14 protein-coding genes are annotated in these 17,096 nt (G+C 35.5%); 6 read left to right on the top strand and 8 right to left on the bottom strand.

Annotation, left to right across the window (positions count from 1 at the left end):
* Nucleotides 1-17: 17 nt before the first annotated feature.
* The 5 genes from pth to BM305_RS06110 all read right to left on the bottom strand — a co-directional run bounded on the left by pth (nucleotide 18) and on the right by BM305_RS06110 (nucleotide 4,345).
* A complete protein-coding gene (pth, locus tag BM305_RS06130) occupies nucleotides 18-602 on the bottom strand; it encodes an aminoacyl-tRNA hydrolase (RefSeq protein ID WP_092559827.1) in 585 nt (194 codons plus the stop codon).
* A gap of 20 nt (nucleotides 603-622) precedes the next feature.
* On the bottom strand, nucleotides 623-1,477 hold the full coding sequence (locus BM305_RS06125) for a transglutaminase domain-containing protein (protein WP_092559826.1): 855 nt from the start codon (nucleotides 1,475-1,477) through the stop codon (nucleotides 623-625).
* Nucleotides 1,478-1,610: 133 nt separating this feature from the next.
* Complete coding sequence (spoVG, locus tag BM305_RS06120; RefSeq protein WP_092559825.1) at nucleotides 1,611-1,916, bottom strand: septation regulator SpoVG; 306 nt, start codon at nucleotides 1,914-1,916, stop codon at nucleotides 1,611-1,613.
* A 36-nt stretch (nucleotides 1,917-1,952) separates the two neighbouring features.
* The gene (glgD, locus tag BM305_RS06115; protein WP_092559824.1) at nucleotides 1,953-3,074 is read right to left on the bottom strand and encodes a glucose-1-phosphate adenylyltransferase subunit GlgD; all 1,122 of its coding nucleotides are present in this window, start codon (nucleotides 3,072-3,074) and stop codon (nucleotides 1,953-1,955) included.
* Entirely contained in the window at nucleotides 3,074-4,345 is a 1,272-nt protein-coding gene (locus BM305_RS06110) for a glucose-1-phosphate adenylyltransferase (protein WP_092559823.1), read from the bottom strand. Before BM305_RS06110 ends, glgD begins: the two co-directional genes overlap by 1 nt.
* Nucleotides 4,346-4,630: 285 nt before the next feature.
* Here BM305_RS06110 and murC point away from each other — a divergent pair, with 285 nt between their 5' ends.
* The 4 genes from murC (at nucleotide 4,631) to BM305_RS06090 (ending at nucleotide 9,609) form a co-directional block, all read left to right on the top strand.
* A complete protein-coding gene (gene murC, locus BM305_RS06105) occupies nucleotides 4,631-6,013 on the top strand; it encodes a UDP-N-acetylmuramate--L-alanine ligase (RefSeq protein WP_092559822.1) in 1,383 nt (460 codons plus the stop codon).
* Nucleotides 6,014-6,238: 225 nt separating this feature from the next.
* On the top strand, nucleotides 6,239-7,324 hold the full coding sequence (locus BM305_RS06100) for a DnaD domain protein (protein ID WP_092559821.1): 1,086 nt from the start codon (nucleotides 6,239-6,241) through the stop codon (nucleotides 7,322-7,324).
* A gap of 24 nt (nucleotides 7,325-7,348) precedes the next feature.
* A complete protein-coding gene (locus BM305_RS06095; protein ID WP_092559820.1) occupies nucleotides 7,349-8,341 on the top strand; it encodes an ATP-binding protein in 993 nt (330 codons plus the stop codon).
* A gap of 95 nt (nucleotides 8,342-8,436) precedes the next feature.
* Nucleotides 8,437-9,609 carry a ribose-phosphate pyrophosphokinase gene (locus BM305_RS06090; protein ID WP_092559819.1) on the top strand — a complete coding sequence of 391 codons (1,173 nt, stop codon included), beginning with the start codon at nucleotides 8,437-8,439 and terminating at the stop codon, nucleotides 9,607-9,609.
* A 76-nt stretch (nucleotides 9,610-9,685) separates the two neighbouring features.
* Here the strand turns inward: BM305_RS06090 and BM305_RS06085 are convergent, their stop codons facing one another.
* The 3 genes from BM305_RS06085 to BM305_RS06075 are packed head-to-tail and all read right to left on the bottom strand — an operon-like array spanning nucleotide 9,686 to nucleotide 14,689.
* The gene (locus BM305_RS06085) at nucleotides 9,686-12,034 is read right to left on the bottom strand and encodes a transglycosylase domain-containing protein (protein ID WP_092559818.1); all 2,349 of its coding nucleotides are present in this window, start codon (nucleotides 12,032-12,034) and stop codon (nucleotides 9,686-9,688) included.
* 38 nt (nucleotides 12,035-12,072) lie between these two features.
* Nucleotides 12,073-13,638 (bottom strand): ATP-binding protein, encoded by a 1,566-nt coding sequence (locus BM305_RS06080; protein ID WP_177214573.1) that lies wholly within the window; start codon nucleotides 13,636-13,638, stop codon nucleotides 12,073-12,075.
* Entirely contained in the window at nucleotides 13,628-14,689 is a 1,062-nt protein-coding gene (locus BM305_RS06075; protein WP_092559816.1) for a metallophosphoesterase family protein, read from the bottom strand. Before BM305_RS06075 ends, BM305_RS06080 begins: the two co-directional genes overlap by 11 nt.
* Nucleotides 14,690-14,900: 211 nt before the next feature.
* On the opposite strand from BM305_RS06075, the gene BM305_RS06070 reads away from it, so the two are divergent.
* Nucleotides 14,901-15,389, top strand: coding sequence for a QueT transporter family protein (locus tag BM305_RS06070; protein WP_092559815.1), 489 nt, complete (start codon nucleotides 14,901-14,903; stop codon nucleotides 15,387-15,389).
* A 62-nt stretch (nucleotides 15,390-15,451) separates the two neighbouring features.
* Nucleotides 15,452-17,095, top strand: a complete 1,644-nt coding sequence (locus BM305_RS06065; protein ID WP_177214572.1) for a sensor histidine kinase — start codon at nucleotides 15,452-15,454, stop codon at nucleotides 17,093-17,095.
* The last annotated feature ends 1 nt before the right edge of the window (nucleotide 17,096 follow it).

The raw sequence follows: 17,096 nt of genomic DNA, 5'->3' as shown, positions 1-17,096 counted from the left end.
ACACGAAATTGCTGTTTCTATTTTAAATTTGAATAATCTATTTTTTTATTATATTGATTCATTGCAAAATCCATTCCTTCTGCGATTATGTCCCGACAGGCATCTGATGCATTTTTTAAAGCTGCTCTGATAATAATCTCCTCATTTTTTGAAAATCTGCCTAGCACATAATCTGCCAAATCCCAGCCCTCTGGTTTATTGCCTACACCAAACTTTATTCTTGGAAATTCTTCTGTCCCTAAGTGCTTAATAATGCTTTTTATGCCATTATGCCCTCCAGCACTTCCCCTGGCTCTTAGCCTTAACTGTCCTACCTCCAGGCTGATATCATCATAAATAATAATCACCTGCGTACTTTCCACCTTAAAGAAATCTACAATTTCTCTTACCGATTCCCCACTGAGATTCATATACGTCTGAGGCTGAGCCAAAAAAACCTTTTCACCATTTATATACCCAGCTCCACACAAAGCCTTATGTTTTTTAATATTCATTGTTATATTATAATCATCTGCTATTCGTGTTATAACATCAAATCCAATATTATGCCTTGTACCAAAATATTCTCTTGATGGGTTCCCAAGCCCCACAATAATGTACATCACTATTTCCTCCGTTTTCTCTATTTTTTCAAACTCCTTTGTGCCATAGGATAGTTTTGTTGAAATAAATCTGTTTTATACTCTTCATCCCGAATATGATCCTGAAAGTCCTGCTGGCCTTTTAAAAAATACAGATATCTGTACTCGTCATTCTTTGCACCAATTGGATCATCCCATGTACAATCTAAGTTATACCACAAATTATCTATTTGCACAATATTCCATGCATGTGGTTCTTCATGTGCCTCTCCCGTAATGACACGGCACGAAATTCCAGCTTCCGTTAACATTATATACGTTAGGTTTGCATATCCCATACACGCTGAAGAATGATTTATCAACGCATCATATGCTGAATTATTTTTTACAGATATATCATATGCCACTGTTTCAATAATATAATCGTGAATTTTCTTAATTTTTTCATAATCTGTTTTTTGTTCCAGATAAAGTGTACTTAAAATTTCCCCAACCTTTTTTTCTACTTCATCGGTTTCTTCTTTTGATTCCAAATAGTTAAAATCATACGTAATAGAATAATTTTTTCCCCAGCCTCTTATTTTTATATTTGCCCCATAATACTTTGTCCTCAAATAATCATAATCGCTGGATGTACCTGGCTCATCTATCTTAAAAGCTTCATTAATTGCTTCTGTTGCAAAATCTTCTATGTCCTCAGCTCCTCCAGAATATCTGACTTCTACTTTTTCCCTTCCTTCCATCATCTGCTCCCTTAATTTTTCAATATATTCCTGCCTAATCGTATCTTTTTTTTCTTCATTTCCTCCAAAAAGAAAAGCAATATCCTTCAAAAACAGGCAGCCAAACAGCACCATGCAAATTAGTAAAAATAAAACTAAGGAATTTTTCCTCATCCTGCACCTTCCTCCTGCACCCTGCTTTTTAGGGTGCTTTTTAAAGTGATAGAAAATGCGGTGCAATTTCCTATCACTTTAAAAAGGGCTGCCACCAACGGCAACCCTATGTAAATACTATCCGAACATTCTACTACTGTGCAGCAGCAGCTGTTTCTTCCATTACGTCACTATCCTCTTCCGCATTTGCAGCAGTTTCATATTTTTCAAGAATAATAGACTGTATCTTTTCGCGAGTTTCCGAATTAATTGGATGTGCAATATCCCTATACTCTCCATCTCCAGCTCGTCTACTTGGCATCGCAATAAACATGCCTTTCTCACCCTCAATAATTTTAATATCGTGTACTACGAATTCATTATCAATTGTAATGGACACTACCGCTTTCATTTTTCCTTCTTTGTTTACTTTTCTGATGCGGACATCTGTTATCTGCATGTGTATATCCCCCTTTTAATTTGCAATATGTAAATTTTACAATACATATCTTTCGTTTTTTTCAACAACTATTTTAATATTGTTTGGTTCACCAACATATGTGGTGTTTGCTCTTATTGTATCACGACTTTCTACAATACAATTTTCAATGTATACATTGTCTCCAATATACACATCGTTTAAGATAATTGAATTCTTAATGGCAGCATTATTCCCAACATATACCTGCTTAAACAGTACGGAATTTTCAACAGTCCCATTAATAATACAACCACTAGATATTAAACTATTTTTTACTGAAGAACCTACATTATATTTGGCTGGAGGTAAATCTTCCACCTTAGAATAAATATCTGGATATCCTTTAAAAAAGTAATCCCTGATATCTTTTTTCAAAAAGTCCATGTTTGTATCATAGTAGGAATCTACAGAAGCTATATTTTTCCAATAACTATCCATAGAATATGCAAAAATTCTTTTAAGACCTTTATATCTTATCAGCACATCCTTAACAAAATCATGGCGCTCTTCTTGTTCAGCTTTTTCAATTAATTCAATCAGCTGTCTGCGTCGTATTACATACACACCAATAGATACTCTATTAGTTGCAGAAATGATAGGCTTCTCCTCAAATTCTTTTATTCTCCCCTCCTCATCAGTTCTAATTACACCAAAGCGACTGGCATCCTCCCCTTCAGGAAGTTCCTTAGTCACTACTGTGATGTCTGCTTTTTTGGAAATATGATATTCCAAAACCTTATTATAATCTATTTTATATACGCCATCGCCAGAGGCAATAACAACATAAGGCTCATGACTATTTTTAAGGAAACTCAAATTCTGTGCGATTGCATCAGCTGTTCCTCTATACCAAAACCCATTATCCACCGTTATCGTAGGAGTAAAAACATATAATCCTCCCTGCTTACGGCCGAAATCCCACCACTTTGATGAATTCAAGTGTTCGTTTAATGACTTGGCATTATATTGTGTAAAAACGGCAACTTTTTGTATATGAGAGTTCGACATATTACTTAATACAAAATCTATACTACGATATCCACCTGCAATTGGCATTGCAGCAATTGCACGCTTATTTGATAACGCTTTCATTCTTGTACTATTTCCACCAGCTAAAACGATTCCTATTGCTCTCATTATCTGTCACCTACCTTAATTAGAGTTTCTCCACTTTCAAGTATACCATTTACGTAATCATTTAATCCTGTTATTCCTGATATTGCAGTGTTCTTACCTACCTTAACGCCGTCTGGAACAAAAGAATCCTCTCCAATTGTTACCAATCCAAACGAATATACATCTGGCTTCACTTTATTCTCCAGTTCTTCGCCTGTTCCCAAAACAACATCATTGCCTACTACAACATTTTCTGCAATTACTGCTTTATCTATAATTGCTCTCTCACCTATTACAGAAGATGACATAATAATTGAATCGCGCACTACAGTGCCTGCTCCTATATATACCCCAGAGCCGATTACGGAATTATGTACCTCCCCATATATTTCAGCTGATTCACCAATAATAGCTTTATCTATAATTGCTGATTCCGCAATATACTGTGGCGGAATCTTGTCTGACTTTGTGTAAATCTTCCAGAATTCTTCGTATAGGTTAAATTCTGGTATCAAGTCAATTAGTTCCATATTGGATTCCCAATAGGAACCTAGTGTCCCTACATCTTTCCAGTAACCGTTGTATTCATAAGCAAAAATCCGTTTTCCATTATCATGGCAGTACGGAATAATATGCTTGCCAAAGTCACAGCCTGGCTGCTCTTTCAATGTAATCAAAGCATCTCTAAGTACAGGCCAGCTAAAAATGTAGATACCCATAGAAGCAAGATTGCTTCTTGGCTTTGGAGGCTTTTCTTCAAACTCTGTAATTTGATTATGGCTGTCAGTAATAACAACTCCAAATCTGCTTGCTTCCTCAATAGGTACAGGAATTGTAGCCAGAGTAATGTCTGCCTTATTTTCTTTATGGAAGTGAAGCATAACTTCGTAATCCATCTTGTATATGTGATCTCCCCCCAGTATCAATACATAATCTGGGTTATAGTATTCCATATACTCTAAGTTTTGAAAAATAGCGTTTGCAGTTCCAGTATACCACTCACTGCTATTGCTTTTTTCATATGGAGGCAGTATGGAAACACCTCCTATGTTTTTGTCCAAATCCCAAGGTATACCTATACCAATATGGGTATTTAAACGCAATGGCTGATACTGTGTTAAAACACCCACTGTATCAATACCAGAATTGATACAGTTACTTAATGGAAAATCAATAATTCGATACTTACCACCAAAAGCAACCGCTGGTTTAGCTACCTTAGCTGTTAAGACACCAAGTCTGGACCCTTGTCCACCTGCAAGTAACATTGCAATCATTTCCTTTTTAATCACGTAATCACCTCTTGTTGTTTAATATACTTATTATAACATTTATTTATACAATTGTGAATAATTTTCACTAATTTTTTGCAATTTATCTTGTTTTTTTTAGCATTTTTTCATTATCACTCCAATTTTATTGCAAAAGACTAGTGTATACTTATATTTTAATATGTTTTTGTTAGAAAAGCTAACAATTTTTCTTTATATTTATGTTTGTTTTTTTACCACAAATGATTATAATATCTTTAGAAAGATCATAATAACATTATAAGGAATAGATAGGAATGATTAATTATGTATAATATTGATTTCAAAAAACCCATTCACATTCATTTTATTGGAATCGGTGGAATCAGCATGAGTGGTTTTGCAGAGCTTCTTCACTCAATGGGATTTCAAATTAGCGGTTCTGATGCAAAGGAATCTAAAATCACGCAACACCTAAAAAATCTTGGTATTAATATATTATATGGACAAAGTGCCACAAATATTACGCCTAACATTGATTTAATTGTATATACCGCAGCTATTAGTAAAGAAAACCCCGAATTTATGGCTGCTTCAGCCTCAAAAATTCCTATGATGGATCGGGCAGAAATGGTAGGTCAGGTCATGAAAAATTATGAAAACGCCATTGCTGTATCTGGCACTCATGGCAAAACAACCACGACCTCCATGCTGTCTCATATTTTTTTAGCTGGAGAATTAGACCCCACCATATCTGTTGGAGGGATACTTGATGTCATTGGTGGAAACATCCGGATTGGTAAATCTCCTAATTTTATTACAGAAGCATGTGAATATACAAACAGCTTTTTAAAATTTTATCCTACAGCTGGGATTATCCTAAATGTAGATGCTGATCACTTAGATTTTTTTAAAGATCTAGATGACATTCGGAATTCATTTCATGCATTTGCAAAACGGATTCCTGCCGATGGAATTTTGGTTATTCATTCTGCCATCGAACACTATGAAGAGATTACCTCGGATTTGACTTGTAAAGTGATTACTTATGGCTTACCTTCTAGTAATGCCCTGTACCAGGCACATAACATTTCCTTTGATCCTATGGGAATAGGCCGCTATGATTTATACTATAAGGATACGTTTATTGCTCCAGTTCAGCTTAGTGTGGTTGGTGAACATAACATATGGAACTCACTTTCAGTGGCTGCTCTTGCTCTTGAAATGAATATTTCAGTCAAAACAGTTCAAAAAGGACTTCTGGCTTTTCGAGGCACTGAAAGAAGATTTGAAAAAAAAGGAATTAAAAACGGTGTAACCATTATTGATGATTATGCTCACCATCCAACAGAGATTACTGCTACATTACAATCTGCCAGAAATTATCCACACAAAAAGCTCTGGTGCGTATTTCAACCACATACTTATTCCAGAACGAAAGCATTATTAAAGGAATTTGCATCTGCCCTGTCTTTGGCTGACGGCATTGTAATAACTGATATTTATTCAGCCCGGGAAAAGGATCCTGGAGATATTTCTTCCAAAGATTTAGTGTCCGAGTTGGAACTTTTAGGTAAATCAGCAGAGTATTTTTCCACATTTACCGAAGTAGAAGACTATTTATTAAAAAAATGTACTAACGGTGACTTGTTGATAACTATGGGCGCTGGAGACGTTGTTTTAATAGGCGAAGAACTTTTATTGAAATAGTTATCCACATTATCCACAACCTTATCAACATTTTTATGTAGATTTGATTGTGGATTTTTTAATGCAAAACTTTGTTATAATCTTAACATTACATTAACTTGTCCACATTATCCACATTAAGCTGGGATAACTTATCCTTTTTCTGACTCAAGAAAGTGCTCTTTGCATAATTCCTAATCTATGCTATAATATTGATACTTTCAAGCAATTAGATAGGATGATGAAATGAATACTATAGTGTTAACTTCAAATAATATAGCTGCTGCTACCATTGTTTCAAATGTTTTTATTGATGTGTATATGCCTCATGCAAATGGTGAATACGTGAAGGTATATCTTTACTTGTTACGCTGTCTAACAGCGGGGAACAGGGAATTTTCTATTACATTAATTGCAGATCAATTAGATAACACCGAGAATGATATTATACGAGCACTACACTATTGGGAAAAGTCTAACCTAATTAGCCTTGACAAAGATGAGCGTGGTGCCATAACTAGTATTATGTTATTAGAACCTTATTCTTCAGAATCTGATTCAAAGAATATAGGAGCTGAGGAAGTCCGCCAGTCAGCAGCACTGGAGACTGCGGCAACTAGAACAGTTGATATGCCAGCTGAATATGAAAAGCCAACTTATACGGAAAACCAGATTTTTGAATTGACAAATACAGACGAGGTAAAATGGCTTATGAATATTATTGAAATTTACTTAGAACGCCTTTTAACTCCTACTGATATTCAGTTGATTTTATACTTATATGAAACCTTAGGATTTTCTACTGATTTAATTATGCACTTATATGACTATTGTGTCTCAAAAAACAAAAGAAATCCTTCTTACATAGAGGCTGTAGCTTTATCCTGGGCAAAAGAAGGAATAGACACCGTAGAGAAGGCAGAGTTATCCATTACAAAATATAACACCAACTATAATGCCATAAACAAAGCCTTTGGAATTAACAGACAGCCTGGTTCTATTGAAAAACAATACATGGATAAGTGGATTTCAAAATATTGTTTTGATACTTCTATTATTGTGGAAGCCTGCAACCGGACTTTATTACGAACTGGTAAACCAGACTTTAAGTATGCAGATAAGATTTTGGAAAATTGGTTTAAAAAAGGGGTAAAATCTAAAAAGGATATTGAACTGCTGGATGAAAAGCACAATAACAAAAATGTGTCCAACCCTTCAGCTGTTACTCAGCAAGCCAAGCCTGCCAATAAATTTAATGCATTTCCTCAACGTAACTATTCTAAAGAAGACTTTTCTTCAATAGAGCAACGCTTGTTAAACAAAATGCAGTGATAAAGGTTTACAAGGAGATTAATTATGGGATTGAAGAATTTTCAATACAATAAAATTTTGCGGGAATATGATGCCCGCCAGATAAGAAACCGTCACGAATTAGAAGAAAAGTACGCAAAGGTTTATAAACAGATTCCAGCCTTACATGATATTGACATTATGATCGCCGAAGAATCCGTTTCCTTTGCAAAGCTAGCACTAAATGGTGATTCTTCTGCCATTACTACCTTAAAGGAAAAAATTGCACTTTTGTCCTTTGAAAAAGAAGAGCTTTTAAAAGCCAACGGGTATCCGGCAAATTACCTGACTCCTAATTATACCTGTCCTATTTGCAAGGATACTGGGTTTGTAGGACGGGATAAATGTCAATGCTTTAAGCAGTCCATCGTAGATTTATTATACACCCAGTCAAATATTCGTTCCGCTATTGCTGAAGAAAATTTTGACACTTTTTCTTTTGACTATTATGATAAAAATTACAAAGAAGAAAGCACAGGTCTCAGCCCTTTTGAAAATATACAAAAGGTTGTAAAGGAATGTTTAAGCTTTATTAAAAATTTCGATTCTGTATATGAAAACATTTTATTTTATGGCAATACAGGAGTTGGAAAGACCTTTTTAACCAATTGCATTGCCCGCGAGCTGCTAAACAACTCACATACTGTCATTTACCTGACCTCTTTTCAGCTGTTTGACATTTTGGAAAAAAACAAGTTTAGCAAAAACGAAGAAAGCTATGAAATTACAGAACAGTTTCAGGGTATTATGAATTGCGACCTGCTGATTATTGATGATTTAGGTACAGAATTAAATAATAGTTTTATTTCTTCACAGCTCTACTTATGTATCAACGAACGTCATTTGAGTAAAAAATCAACAATAATTTCAACTAATTTGTCATTAGACAAATTAAATGCCCAGTACAGCGAAAGAATTTTCTCTAGAATAACCAGTAATTACAAGCTCTTAAAAATTGTTGGTAAAGATATTCGACTAAAAAAAGTATTTGCACCTTGACGTGTCACTTAGAAAATGATATAAAATTAACTGGATAAATTTTAATATCGTACAACGAACTATTAATCAGATACATTTAAAATGGAGGAATTGCAATGGCACCGCAAGAAAGAATTTTTAATACCATACCCGTAGGCACTTTAGGTATAATTGCCTTGGAAAGCAGCAGAGACTTAGGATATAAGGTAAATGATTATATTGTTGACTGGAGAAATGAACGAGATAGTGAACATAAAGCTACAATTGCTTTTGCCGGATATCAAAGAGATTCCTATTTATTGGACGCAGCCTGTCCCCGTTTTGGTTCAGGCGAAGCAAAAGGAGTAATCAAGGAATCTGTCCGTGGTTCAGATTTATACCTAATTGTTGATGTATGTAATTACAGTCTTACTTATACAGTTTGTGGGCAGACAAACCACATGTCTCCCGATGATCATTATCAGGACTTAAAACGTGTTATTGCTGCTGTAGGTGGAAAAGCGAGAAGAATTACCGTTATTATGCCTTTTCTATACGAAAGCAGACAACATAAACGTAGTTCTAGAGAATCCCTTGACTGTGCACTTGCCCTTCAAGAACTAACAAACATGGGTGTTGAAAGTATTATTACCTTTGATGCTCACGATCCAAGAGTACAAAATGCAATTCCTTTGAAGAGCTTTGAAACAGTACAACCTACTTATCAATTTATTAAAGCGCTTCTTCAAAATGTTCCTGATATCGAGATGGACGCAGAACATATGATGGTTATCAGCCCTGATGAAGGGGGTATGGGCAGAGCAGTATACTATGCCAACGTACTTGGTGTAGACATGGGTATGTTTTATAAACGCCGCGATTATACCAAAATAATAGATGGCAGAAACCCTATAGTTGCACACGAATTTCTTGGTACGGACATTGAAGGCAAAGACATGCTTATCATTGATGACATGATTTCTTCTGGTGAAAGTATTATTGATGTGGCAACAGAGTTAAAACGCAGAAAAGCTGGCAGAATTTTTGTTGCATGTACCTTTGGCTTATTTACCAACGGACTGGAAAAATTTGATAAGGCTTATGAAAATGGCTTGATTTACAGATTAATGACTACTAACTTAGTATATCAGTCAGAAGAGCTATTAACCAAAGAATATTATATAAGTGTTGATATGAGTAAATATATTGCTTTATTAATTGATACATTAAACCATGATTCTTCCATCAGCCAATACCTGAACCCAACAAAACGTATTCAGAAAATACTTGAACAGTATAACAAAAGATAATGTTTTATATAGCCAGAGCCTAAAGATTATTGTTACATCTTTAGGCTCTGTTTTAATTTATGGGAAACATCTGGTTTTATTCCACCACTTCTCCATCTTGAGGTTCTGTGTCTGCTCCGCTATCCTCTTCACTTGTTTCACTATTCTCTGTCACATCATCTTGCCCATCTTCTTGTGCTTCATCCGGTTCTTCTTCCATATTCTCTTCATTCTCATCTTCATCCCATTCTGGCTCATCAACCACATCTCCCCCATATCCTTCTACGCCATCTGTGGAAAGTGGTTCTTCTATTGGCTCATCTCCTTCTTCACTCCATTCTTCTTCTGGTGCCTCTTCTTCAGGCTCTTCAGAAAATTCTAAGTGCATATCCTCTTCCTTATAATCAATTTCCTCTTCTGTAGGCTGAACTTCGTTCTTTTCGTCCTTGGTATCCTCATACTCTTCAAACGGTTTATCTTCCAAATCTTCGTGAAGCCATTCCATATATGCTTTCCAAATACGTCCAGGATAAGATGCCCCCTGAAGGTCACTTAATGTCTGTGGTATATCATATCCAACCCAGACACTTGTCGTATAATATCGAGTAAATCCAACAAACCATCCATCCTTTTTATCATTGGTAGTGCCTGTTTTTCCAGCACAAGTCATATTAGAAAGTTTTATTCCAGCTCCTGTACCACTTGTCATAACAGTATTCATGCAGCTTACCATCATTCTTGAAGCATTTTTTTCATAAATTCTTTTTTTTGTAATTTGTTCAGGTACAATTTCATATCCTTGCGCATCTGTTATTTTAACAATACAAGTTGGCTCTCGATACACACCATCATTTTCCAATGCAGCATAACCAGATGCCATCTCTACCGGACTTGCTCCAATTGTCAATCCACCTAGTGCAGATGCTAAACCATAATCACTTTCTTGTATTTTAGCAAAATTCATTTTTAAAACGTAGGCCAGCCCTGCCTTTGGTGTAATTTCCTCAAAAAGCTTCCATGCAATGGTATTTTTTGATTTTGCAACTGCTGTTCTGATTGGAATAACTCCAAGATAAGTATTATCAGAATTCTTGGGACCATCCTTCAGCTTCTCATCCTTCACCTTGCTATTTGGCGTATACCCCAGTTCAAATGCTGGCGTATACACTACCAGTGGCTTAATTGAGCTTCCTGGCTGACGAAAGCTTTGGAATCCACGGTTTAAAGTATAACCAACAGATTTTTGATTACGTCCCCCAACAATTGCTACAACCCTTCCTGTTTTATTCTCAATAGAAACAGCTGCACCCTGTAGTTTATAAATTCCGTCCTCACTCTTCTCATCAAAACTTTTTAATTCCTCATTCACAGCATTCTGAAGCTTCTTCTGTTTTGTCATATCAATAGAAGTATAAATTCGGTATCCGCCGCTATATAGACTTTGCTGGCACTGGGTATACATATCACTATAACTAGTCTCGTAAGCCGCTTTCTCATCCTCTGAACTAAATTCATTTTTAAATTCAAAACCATTCTGGCTCATTAATGCTCTTGTGGCACAATATATAATATATGTGGCAACATAATTCTTTTTAGAAACCGACTTAACATCAAGTTCTATTGTCTCTGCAATAGCATCTTCATAAATCTCCTGTACAATCCATTTGTCCGTTTTCATCTGATACAAAATACGATCTCGTCTTTTTAAGGTATTTTCCAGGTGATCAATCGGATCATACAACGTTGGATTATTGGGTATTGCACATAAGAAAGCAATTTGTGATAAGCTAAGCTTATCTACTGTAACATTAAAGTAGCCTTTGCTTGCTGCCTGAATTCCATAGTAACCATTAGCAAAATAAATATTATTTAAATAAAATTCTAAAATCTGTGCCTTGGAGTACTTCTTTTCTAACTCAAATGCAATAAACATTTCCTTAATTTTTCTTTCCCAGCTTACTTCATGGGTTAAAAAAATATTTCGGCTCAGCTGTTGGGTAATTGTACTGGCTCCCTGGGTCACCTGTCCTCTGTGCTTAACCAACATCCATGCAGCCCGCATAACCCCCTTCCAGTCAACACCATGATGGATTGTAAAGTTTTTGTCCTCAATAGCAATCATTGCCTGCTTGGCTTCATCTGGTATATCCTCATATGCAATGTAATAGGAATCCTTTTCCCCTTTCATAGACATAAGAAGCTTTCCATTGGCACCATAAACCAGACTTGTCTCCGTTTGGCGAAATGTATCAACTGAAGATTCTCTTACTAAAATTTTCGCTTCCTTTTGCAACTGTAAAATATCTTTTCCATAGGCGAAATAGAACCAGACTCCACCAATCAGTCCTATCATTAATGTAATTAAGAAAGTAATTTTAAATGCCATTGTAAAAATATAATACCCACGGCTATGCTTACGCTTCTTTTTTTTCAATTTCTTACCCATAGTTATTCCTTTTCCTTAACAAAATATTGTTTCTGGCACTATAATTTTACAAGATGATATGGTATTTTGTTTTTCTTCATATAACTAATCTCTCTTTCCTGACAACTAAACAAAATAACCTGTCTGTCTTGTTTTTCCAGCCAGCTCATTACGTTATAAAATCTTTTTTCATCATAAAACGAAAAGCTTTCATCTAATAGAACAGGTACTTTTTTATCTGGAAACAAAAGTTCTCCTACTGCTAATCTTAGAGCCAGATACATCTGGGCAATGGTCCCTTCACTTAATCGGCTAATATCTATATATTGATTATCACAAAGAACTTTCATGTTCAGGTCTTCATCAATAAATAAATTAGTATACTTTTCTCCTGTAATCTCTGAAATAATCTGAGACGCCTTTTGATTCAGACTGTCTCCAAACCTGTTATGTATTTCTTTTGCAAGAGTACAGATAGTATCTATTGCCAACTTAATCGCTTGAAGTTCTTCCCTCTCCTTATTCTCCAGCCTGCTTAATTCAGTAAGTCTGCTGTTTAACTGCTCAAGCATCTGCTCTTCTGCTTCCAAGTCAGCCATTTCCCAGTGAAGACGTTCCAGCTGTACACGTCCTTCCTCTAGTTTCTTTGCCTCCTGCTCAAGCCGTTCCATCTGATTGTAAGGATTCTCCCCTGCCTTCTGGTTTATGTTTTGTTTTCCATATAAGTACTGTCTATTATCCACTATAATACACCCAATTACAACCAAAATGCAAAGAAAAAAATTTAGATATACCTTTTGGTAGAGCTGTGTAACACCAAAGATACCTGCAATTATTTCAATAATCAGCCAAAAAAACTTATGCTTTTGCTGCTTCACTGGCACCAGCCTTGTTTCTTGCAAAGCCTTCCACTGCTGACCCGTGAATTTTTCCAGTTCCCTCACCTGATTTTCCAGTTTCATTATTTCCCCAAATAATCTATCTTTTTGTCCTATTATGTCCCCAAGCTGATAAATCTGATCTTCCACTTCTTTTTTCATTAAACTCGTCTGTCTGGAAACTATGTTCTTCTTCTTTTTTTGTAAATGAGAAATCGCCGACGCCACATCCACATCATCCGTTCCTGTAGAAGACATATTTGCTGCAAAGTTTTTTACTGCCATAACAAAATCACGATCTGTACCTAATTGCCTTTGTTCTACAAGTAAAGTATTACGAAAACTGGCTGCTGTAAGCTCTTCTGGCAAAAAATCCGGTCTGCCCCCAGTTATGGTATATTCCTGGCCAGTTTTCCTGTCGTAATATTTTGACTGCTTCACCTCTTTATAAAAATTGCGTGACACCAAATAACCTGCTCCGTCCACAAAGAGTTCCATCTTACCAGAATATAAGGTCTCCGTATCCCATGGAAGATATTTTGTATACAAATCATCCTTGCTGATGCGCCCCCTGCCTTTTTCAATTCCAAACAGCATCCCTCTGATAAACGCCAGAACAGTAGATTTTCCTGCTTCATTATTACCATAAATAACATTAATTCCAGGGGTTAGTAGTATTTCTTTTTTGTGAAATTTTCCAAAATTCTCTAGCAGTAGTTTTTCAATATAAAATGTTTTATTCTCCAACCTTAAGCGCCTCCAGTCCCAAGTAGAGTGCTTTATCTGCTATATCGTCTGCATAGCCCGATTTCCGAATAGCATCAATGTACATTCCAATCATATTATTTCTATTCTCATGGTATAACTTCTCAAAGTCATAATTAGGCATCGTTTCGTCCATCACATCGATTATATTGCCTAGCAAACCTATTGTTTGAAAATTCCACTCCAGATCAATTGCCCGAAACCCACACAATATAATGCGATATAAGTTATTTACTCCATTCCTTTCAATTTCTTCTTTTATAATATCATAGACTTGAAAGGCAGTCATCTCAGGTTCCACCACCACCTTTAAATGAATGTACTCTCTTTTAGCACAAGGAACAAACCGAATGTTTACGGATGCCTTTGTTCCCTCCTTTATAATCTCACCCATTATATACCCATGAGGACCTGTCTCATTAATATCTAATGGCTCCAGTGAACCGCAATAAGCCATTTTATTACTAATCAGCTGTGGCTTATGAATATGTCCCAACGCAATATAATCAAAATTAGAAGCATTCAATTTTCTTACATTAATAGGAATATTTTTTTCGTCTCCTCCATGAGCCAGCAAAATATTAATTTCATTTTCCCTTTCTGCATACAGGCTGTCATAACGCGGCTCTATGATATCTCTTTTGTCATAGCTGAACCCATATACTGTTGTACTAAAGTGGGGAAAAGAAAGACTTTGCATTTCCCCACCTTGCAGAATCTTAACATTTTCCTTCCACTCATACTGAGTGTAATACGAATTTTGTCCAATATAATCATGGTTCCCTGCCATTAAGACTACCTGTGTATTTCTCAACTTTGAAAAGCCATACTCAACTTCCTTTAGTTCCTTTTTTAGTGGCTGCCGATGAAATAAATCCCCTGCAATTAAAAGCAGATCTGCCTTTTCCCTGTTACATACGGCTAATACTTCATAAAAACTTTGCAAAATTTCTTTTTTTCTATTTTCACTCCATGGTTTCCCGGCATCTGGCATCATGCCATAATGAATATCTGCTATATGTATAAATTTCATTGTAACCTCTTTTCTATACCCTATAAATATAAACTCTTGTTCTACCTATTATACCTCAAAAATCCTGTTTTTTTCTACTCCTATTCATAATAAAATTTGCTCTATTATTCCATTTACAAATTTTTCTCCATACAGTATAATAATTGTTGGCAAGTTCGAGACCTTCCTTGCTTAAGCCATCGGCTTTAAACCAAAACTAAAGGAGATTATTATGAAAAATAAAAGCATTCTATTTTTAACCCAGGCTGCCATGATTGCAGCTTTATATGTTGTACTTACCTATGTTTCCAGCATGCTGGGACTGGCAAACTTCGCCATTCAGCTTCGTCTGTCTGAAGCCTTAACGATACTGCCTTTTTTTACTGCTGCTGCCATTCCAGGTGTCTCTGTTGGATGCTTGCTGGCAAATATTGTAACAGGATGCAGTCTGCTAGACATTATTTTTGGTACTTTGGCAACATTGATTGGTGCCATTTGTTCTTATGCCCTGCGTAGAAACAAATTTCTCGTACCCCTTCCACCTATTGCTGCAAATACTATCATTGTTCCATGGATTCTCCGCATCAGCTATGGTATTCCTGATGCCATTCCTTTTTTAATGCTTACTGTAGGAATCGGTGAAATTCTTTCCTGTGGGGTATTAGGATTATTATTATTGTTATCTTTACAAAAACATAAGGCAGTTTTTTCATTATCATAGACAAGTGAAAGGCAGTCTTGTCATTCCTCATTTAATCTGATACACTAAAACTGGTGATGAAAATGGAAATATCTCATAAACTGGCAATAGAAATTTATACTATCTTAACTTTTCATATAGCTGCAATTATTTTACTAACAGGATTTACTACTTTTATCTATTTAAAGTCCAAGCGGACACCTTTGCTCTATAGCTACCTGTCTGTAGTTGCAATGATTCTGCTTTGGATGATTTCTAAGGTTTTAAAAACTGTTTCCCCAAATCAGACGGTTCGATGGTTTTTTATCATAACCCAGTATTTTGGCGTTCAGTTTTTAGGATTATTTTTACTGATTTTCTCGCTTATTTATATTAACAATAGGATACCTGGGAAAACACTCATTTTCTTTTTGTCTGTCCCACCTGTTGTTAGTTATATAATTGTACTTACCAATCCTATTCATATGCAGTTTTATTCCTACTACGATTTCTATCGGGACAAATTCGGAAAATTATTTGTTCCAATACAATCAATTCAATATATTTATTTAATTGTCAGCATTTTACTCCTCTCTAGAAATTTTACTCACCAGCAAAGTTTAAAAAACAAAAAAATAATTAGCTTTCTCCTATCTACAGTTATAATTTTCACCCTGTTATGTAATGGATATTACATACTGTTTAAGCTAACTTCTATTCCATGGATATTTCCATTTCCCGTTTTTGACTTTACACCAGTTTTCGGAGCCTTAACCCTCATACTTTTTACAATACCCGCTTATCGATACCGCTTTTTAGATTTATTACCGGTTTCTTATCAATTAATTTATGATAATATTCCTCAGGGAATTGGTTATCTAAATTCTTCTGGAAACCTACTGTATTGTAATCGTACCTTTAGCAGTTATTTTGAAACGGATATGCTTCCTCCATATATATTTTGTAAAAATTTTTGTTCCAAAACAATTACCTATTGTCTTAATAATATTTACTACAAAATTACAAAAATACCCGCTTCCTCAAGTGATTATATTATTATTTTTCATGATATATCGGAGATTTTAAAGTTGAATCAGGAGCTTCAGACAAAAAATGAAGAACTAGAGTTAATTAATGCTCAGCTTCAGAAATTAGCAGAAACTGTAAAGGAGCTGGCAATAACGAAAACCAAGGCAGATATTGCTCAACGAATGCATGATATACTAGGCCATACCTTTACTGTAGCAATCGGAAATTGCGGACTTATAGCAAGAGAAAACCAAGTTGAAAATTGTATACCTATGGTTCAACAGATTCGTGAACTTCTTGAAAGCAGCCTTTCCGATATTAATAAATCCCTAAGTGGAAAAGATTTTACTATTACCCATACTTCCCTCACTAAGGCTATTGACTCATTGAAAAATCAGAATATATTAGTGGATTTTGTAACCCAGGGAACTATGTATGAGTTAAATACCAGACAGACAGAAGCTATATTCCGCTTATGTCAAGAGGCAGTTACCAATTCCATCCGCCACAGCAATTCTTCCCTCATACATATTATTTTAAGATATAAACCTGCTGAAATTGAGATCTATGTCATAGACGACGGATCAGGCTGCAAAGAAATTAGAAAGGGCTATGGTCTACATGGAATAGAGGATCGAATTAAAAAACTAAGTGGATCTGTCATTTTTGGATCAGATGGGACAAAAGGATTTCATATTCATGCCACTATTCCCAAATAAT

Origin of the sequence: Anaeromicropila populeti, assembly GCF_900112775.1 — a bacterium.
Lineage (GTDB): Bacteria > Bacillota > Clostridia > Lachnospirales > Lachnospiraceae > Anaeromicropila_A > Anaeromicropila_A populeti.
The sequence above is the reverse complement of the archived record's forward strand: the minus strand, read 5'-3'. Positions and strand labels throughout refer to the sequence as shown.

Excerpts from the sequence above, each read along its gene's own strand:
- pth (WP_092559827.1), bottom strand. The coding sequence starts at position 602 with ATGTACATTATTGTGGGGCTTGGGAACCCATCAAGAGAATATTTTGGT.
- BM305_RS06125 (WP_092559826.1), bottom strand. The coding sequence starts at position 1,477 with ATGAGGAAAAATTCCTTAGTTTTATTTTTACTAATTTGCATGGTGCTG.
- spoVG (WP_092559825.1), bottom strand. The coding sequence starts at position 1,916 with ATGCAGATAACAGATGTCCGCATCAGAAAAGTAAACAAAGAAGGAAAA.
- glgD (WP_092559824.1), bottom strand. The coding sequence starts at position 3,074 with ATGAGAGCAATAGGAATCGTTTTAGCTGGTGGAAATAGTACAAGAATG.
- murC (WP_092559822.1), top strand. The coding sequence starts at position 4,631 with ATGTATAATATTGATTTCAAAAAACCCATTCACATTCATTTTATTGGA.
- BM305_RS06100 (WP_092559821.1), top strand. The coding sequence starts at position 6,239 with ATGAATACTATAGTGTTAACTTCAAATAATATAGCTGCTGCTACCATT.
- BM305_RS06095 (WP_092559820.1), top strand. The coding sequence starts at position 7,349 with ATGGGATTGAAGAATTTTCAATACAATAAAATTTTGCGGGAATATGAT.
- BM305_RS06090 (WP_092559819.1), top strand. The coding sequence starts at position 8,437 with ATGGCACCGCAAGAAAGAATTTTTAATACCATACCCGTAGGCACTTTA.
- BM305_RS06085 (WP_092559818.1), bottom strand. The coding sequence starts at position 12,034 with ATGGGTAAGAAATTGAAAAAAAAGAAGCGTAAGCATAGCCGTGGGTAT.
- BM305_RS06075 (WP_092559816.1), bottom strand. The coding sequence starts at position 14,689 with ATGAAATTTATACATATAGCAGATATTCATTATGGCATGATGCCAGAT.
- BM305_RS06070 (WP_092559815.1), top strand. The coding sequence starts at position 14,901 with ATGAAAAATAAAAGCATTCTATTTTTAACCCAGGCTGCCATGATTGCA.
- BM305_RS06065 (WP_177214572.1), top strand. The coding sequence starts at position 15,452 with ATGGAAATATCTCATAAACTGGCAATAGAAATTTATACTATCTTAACT.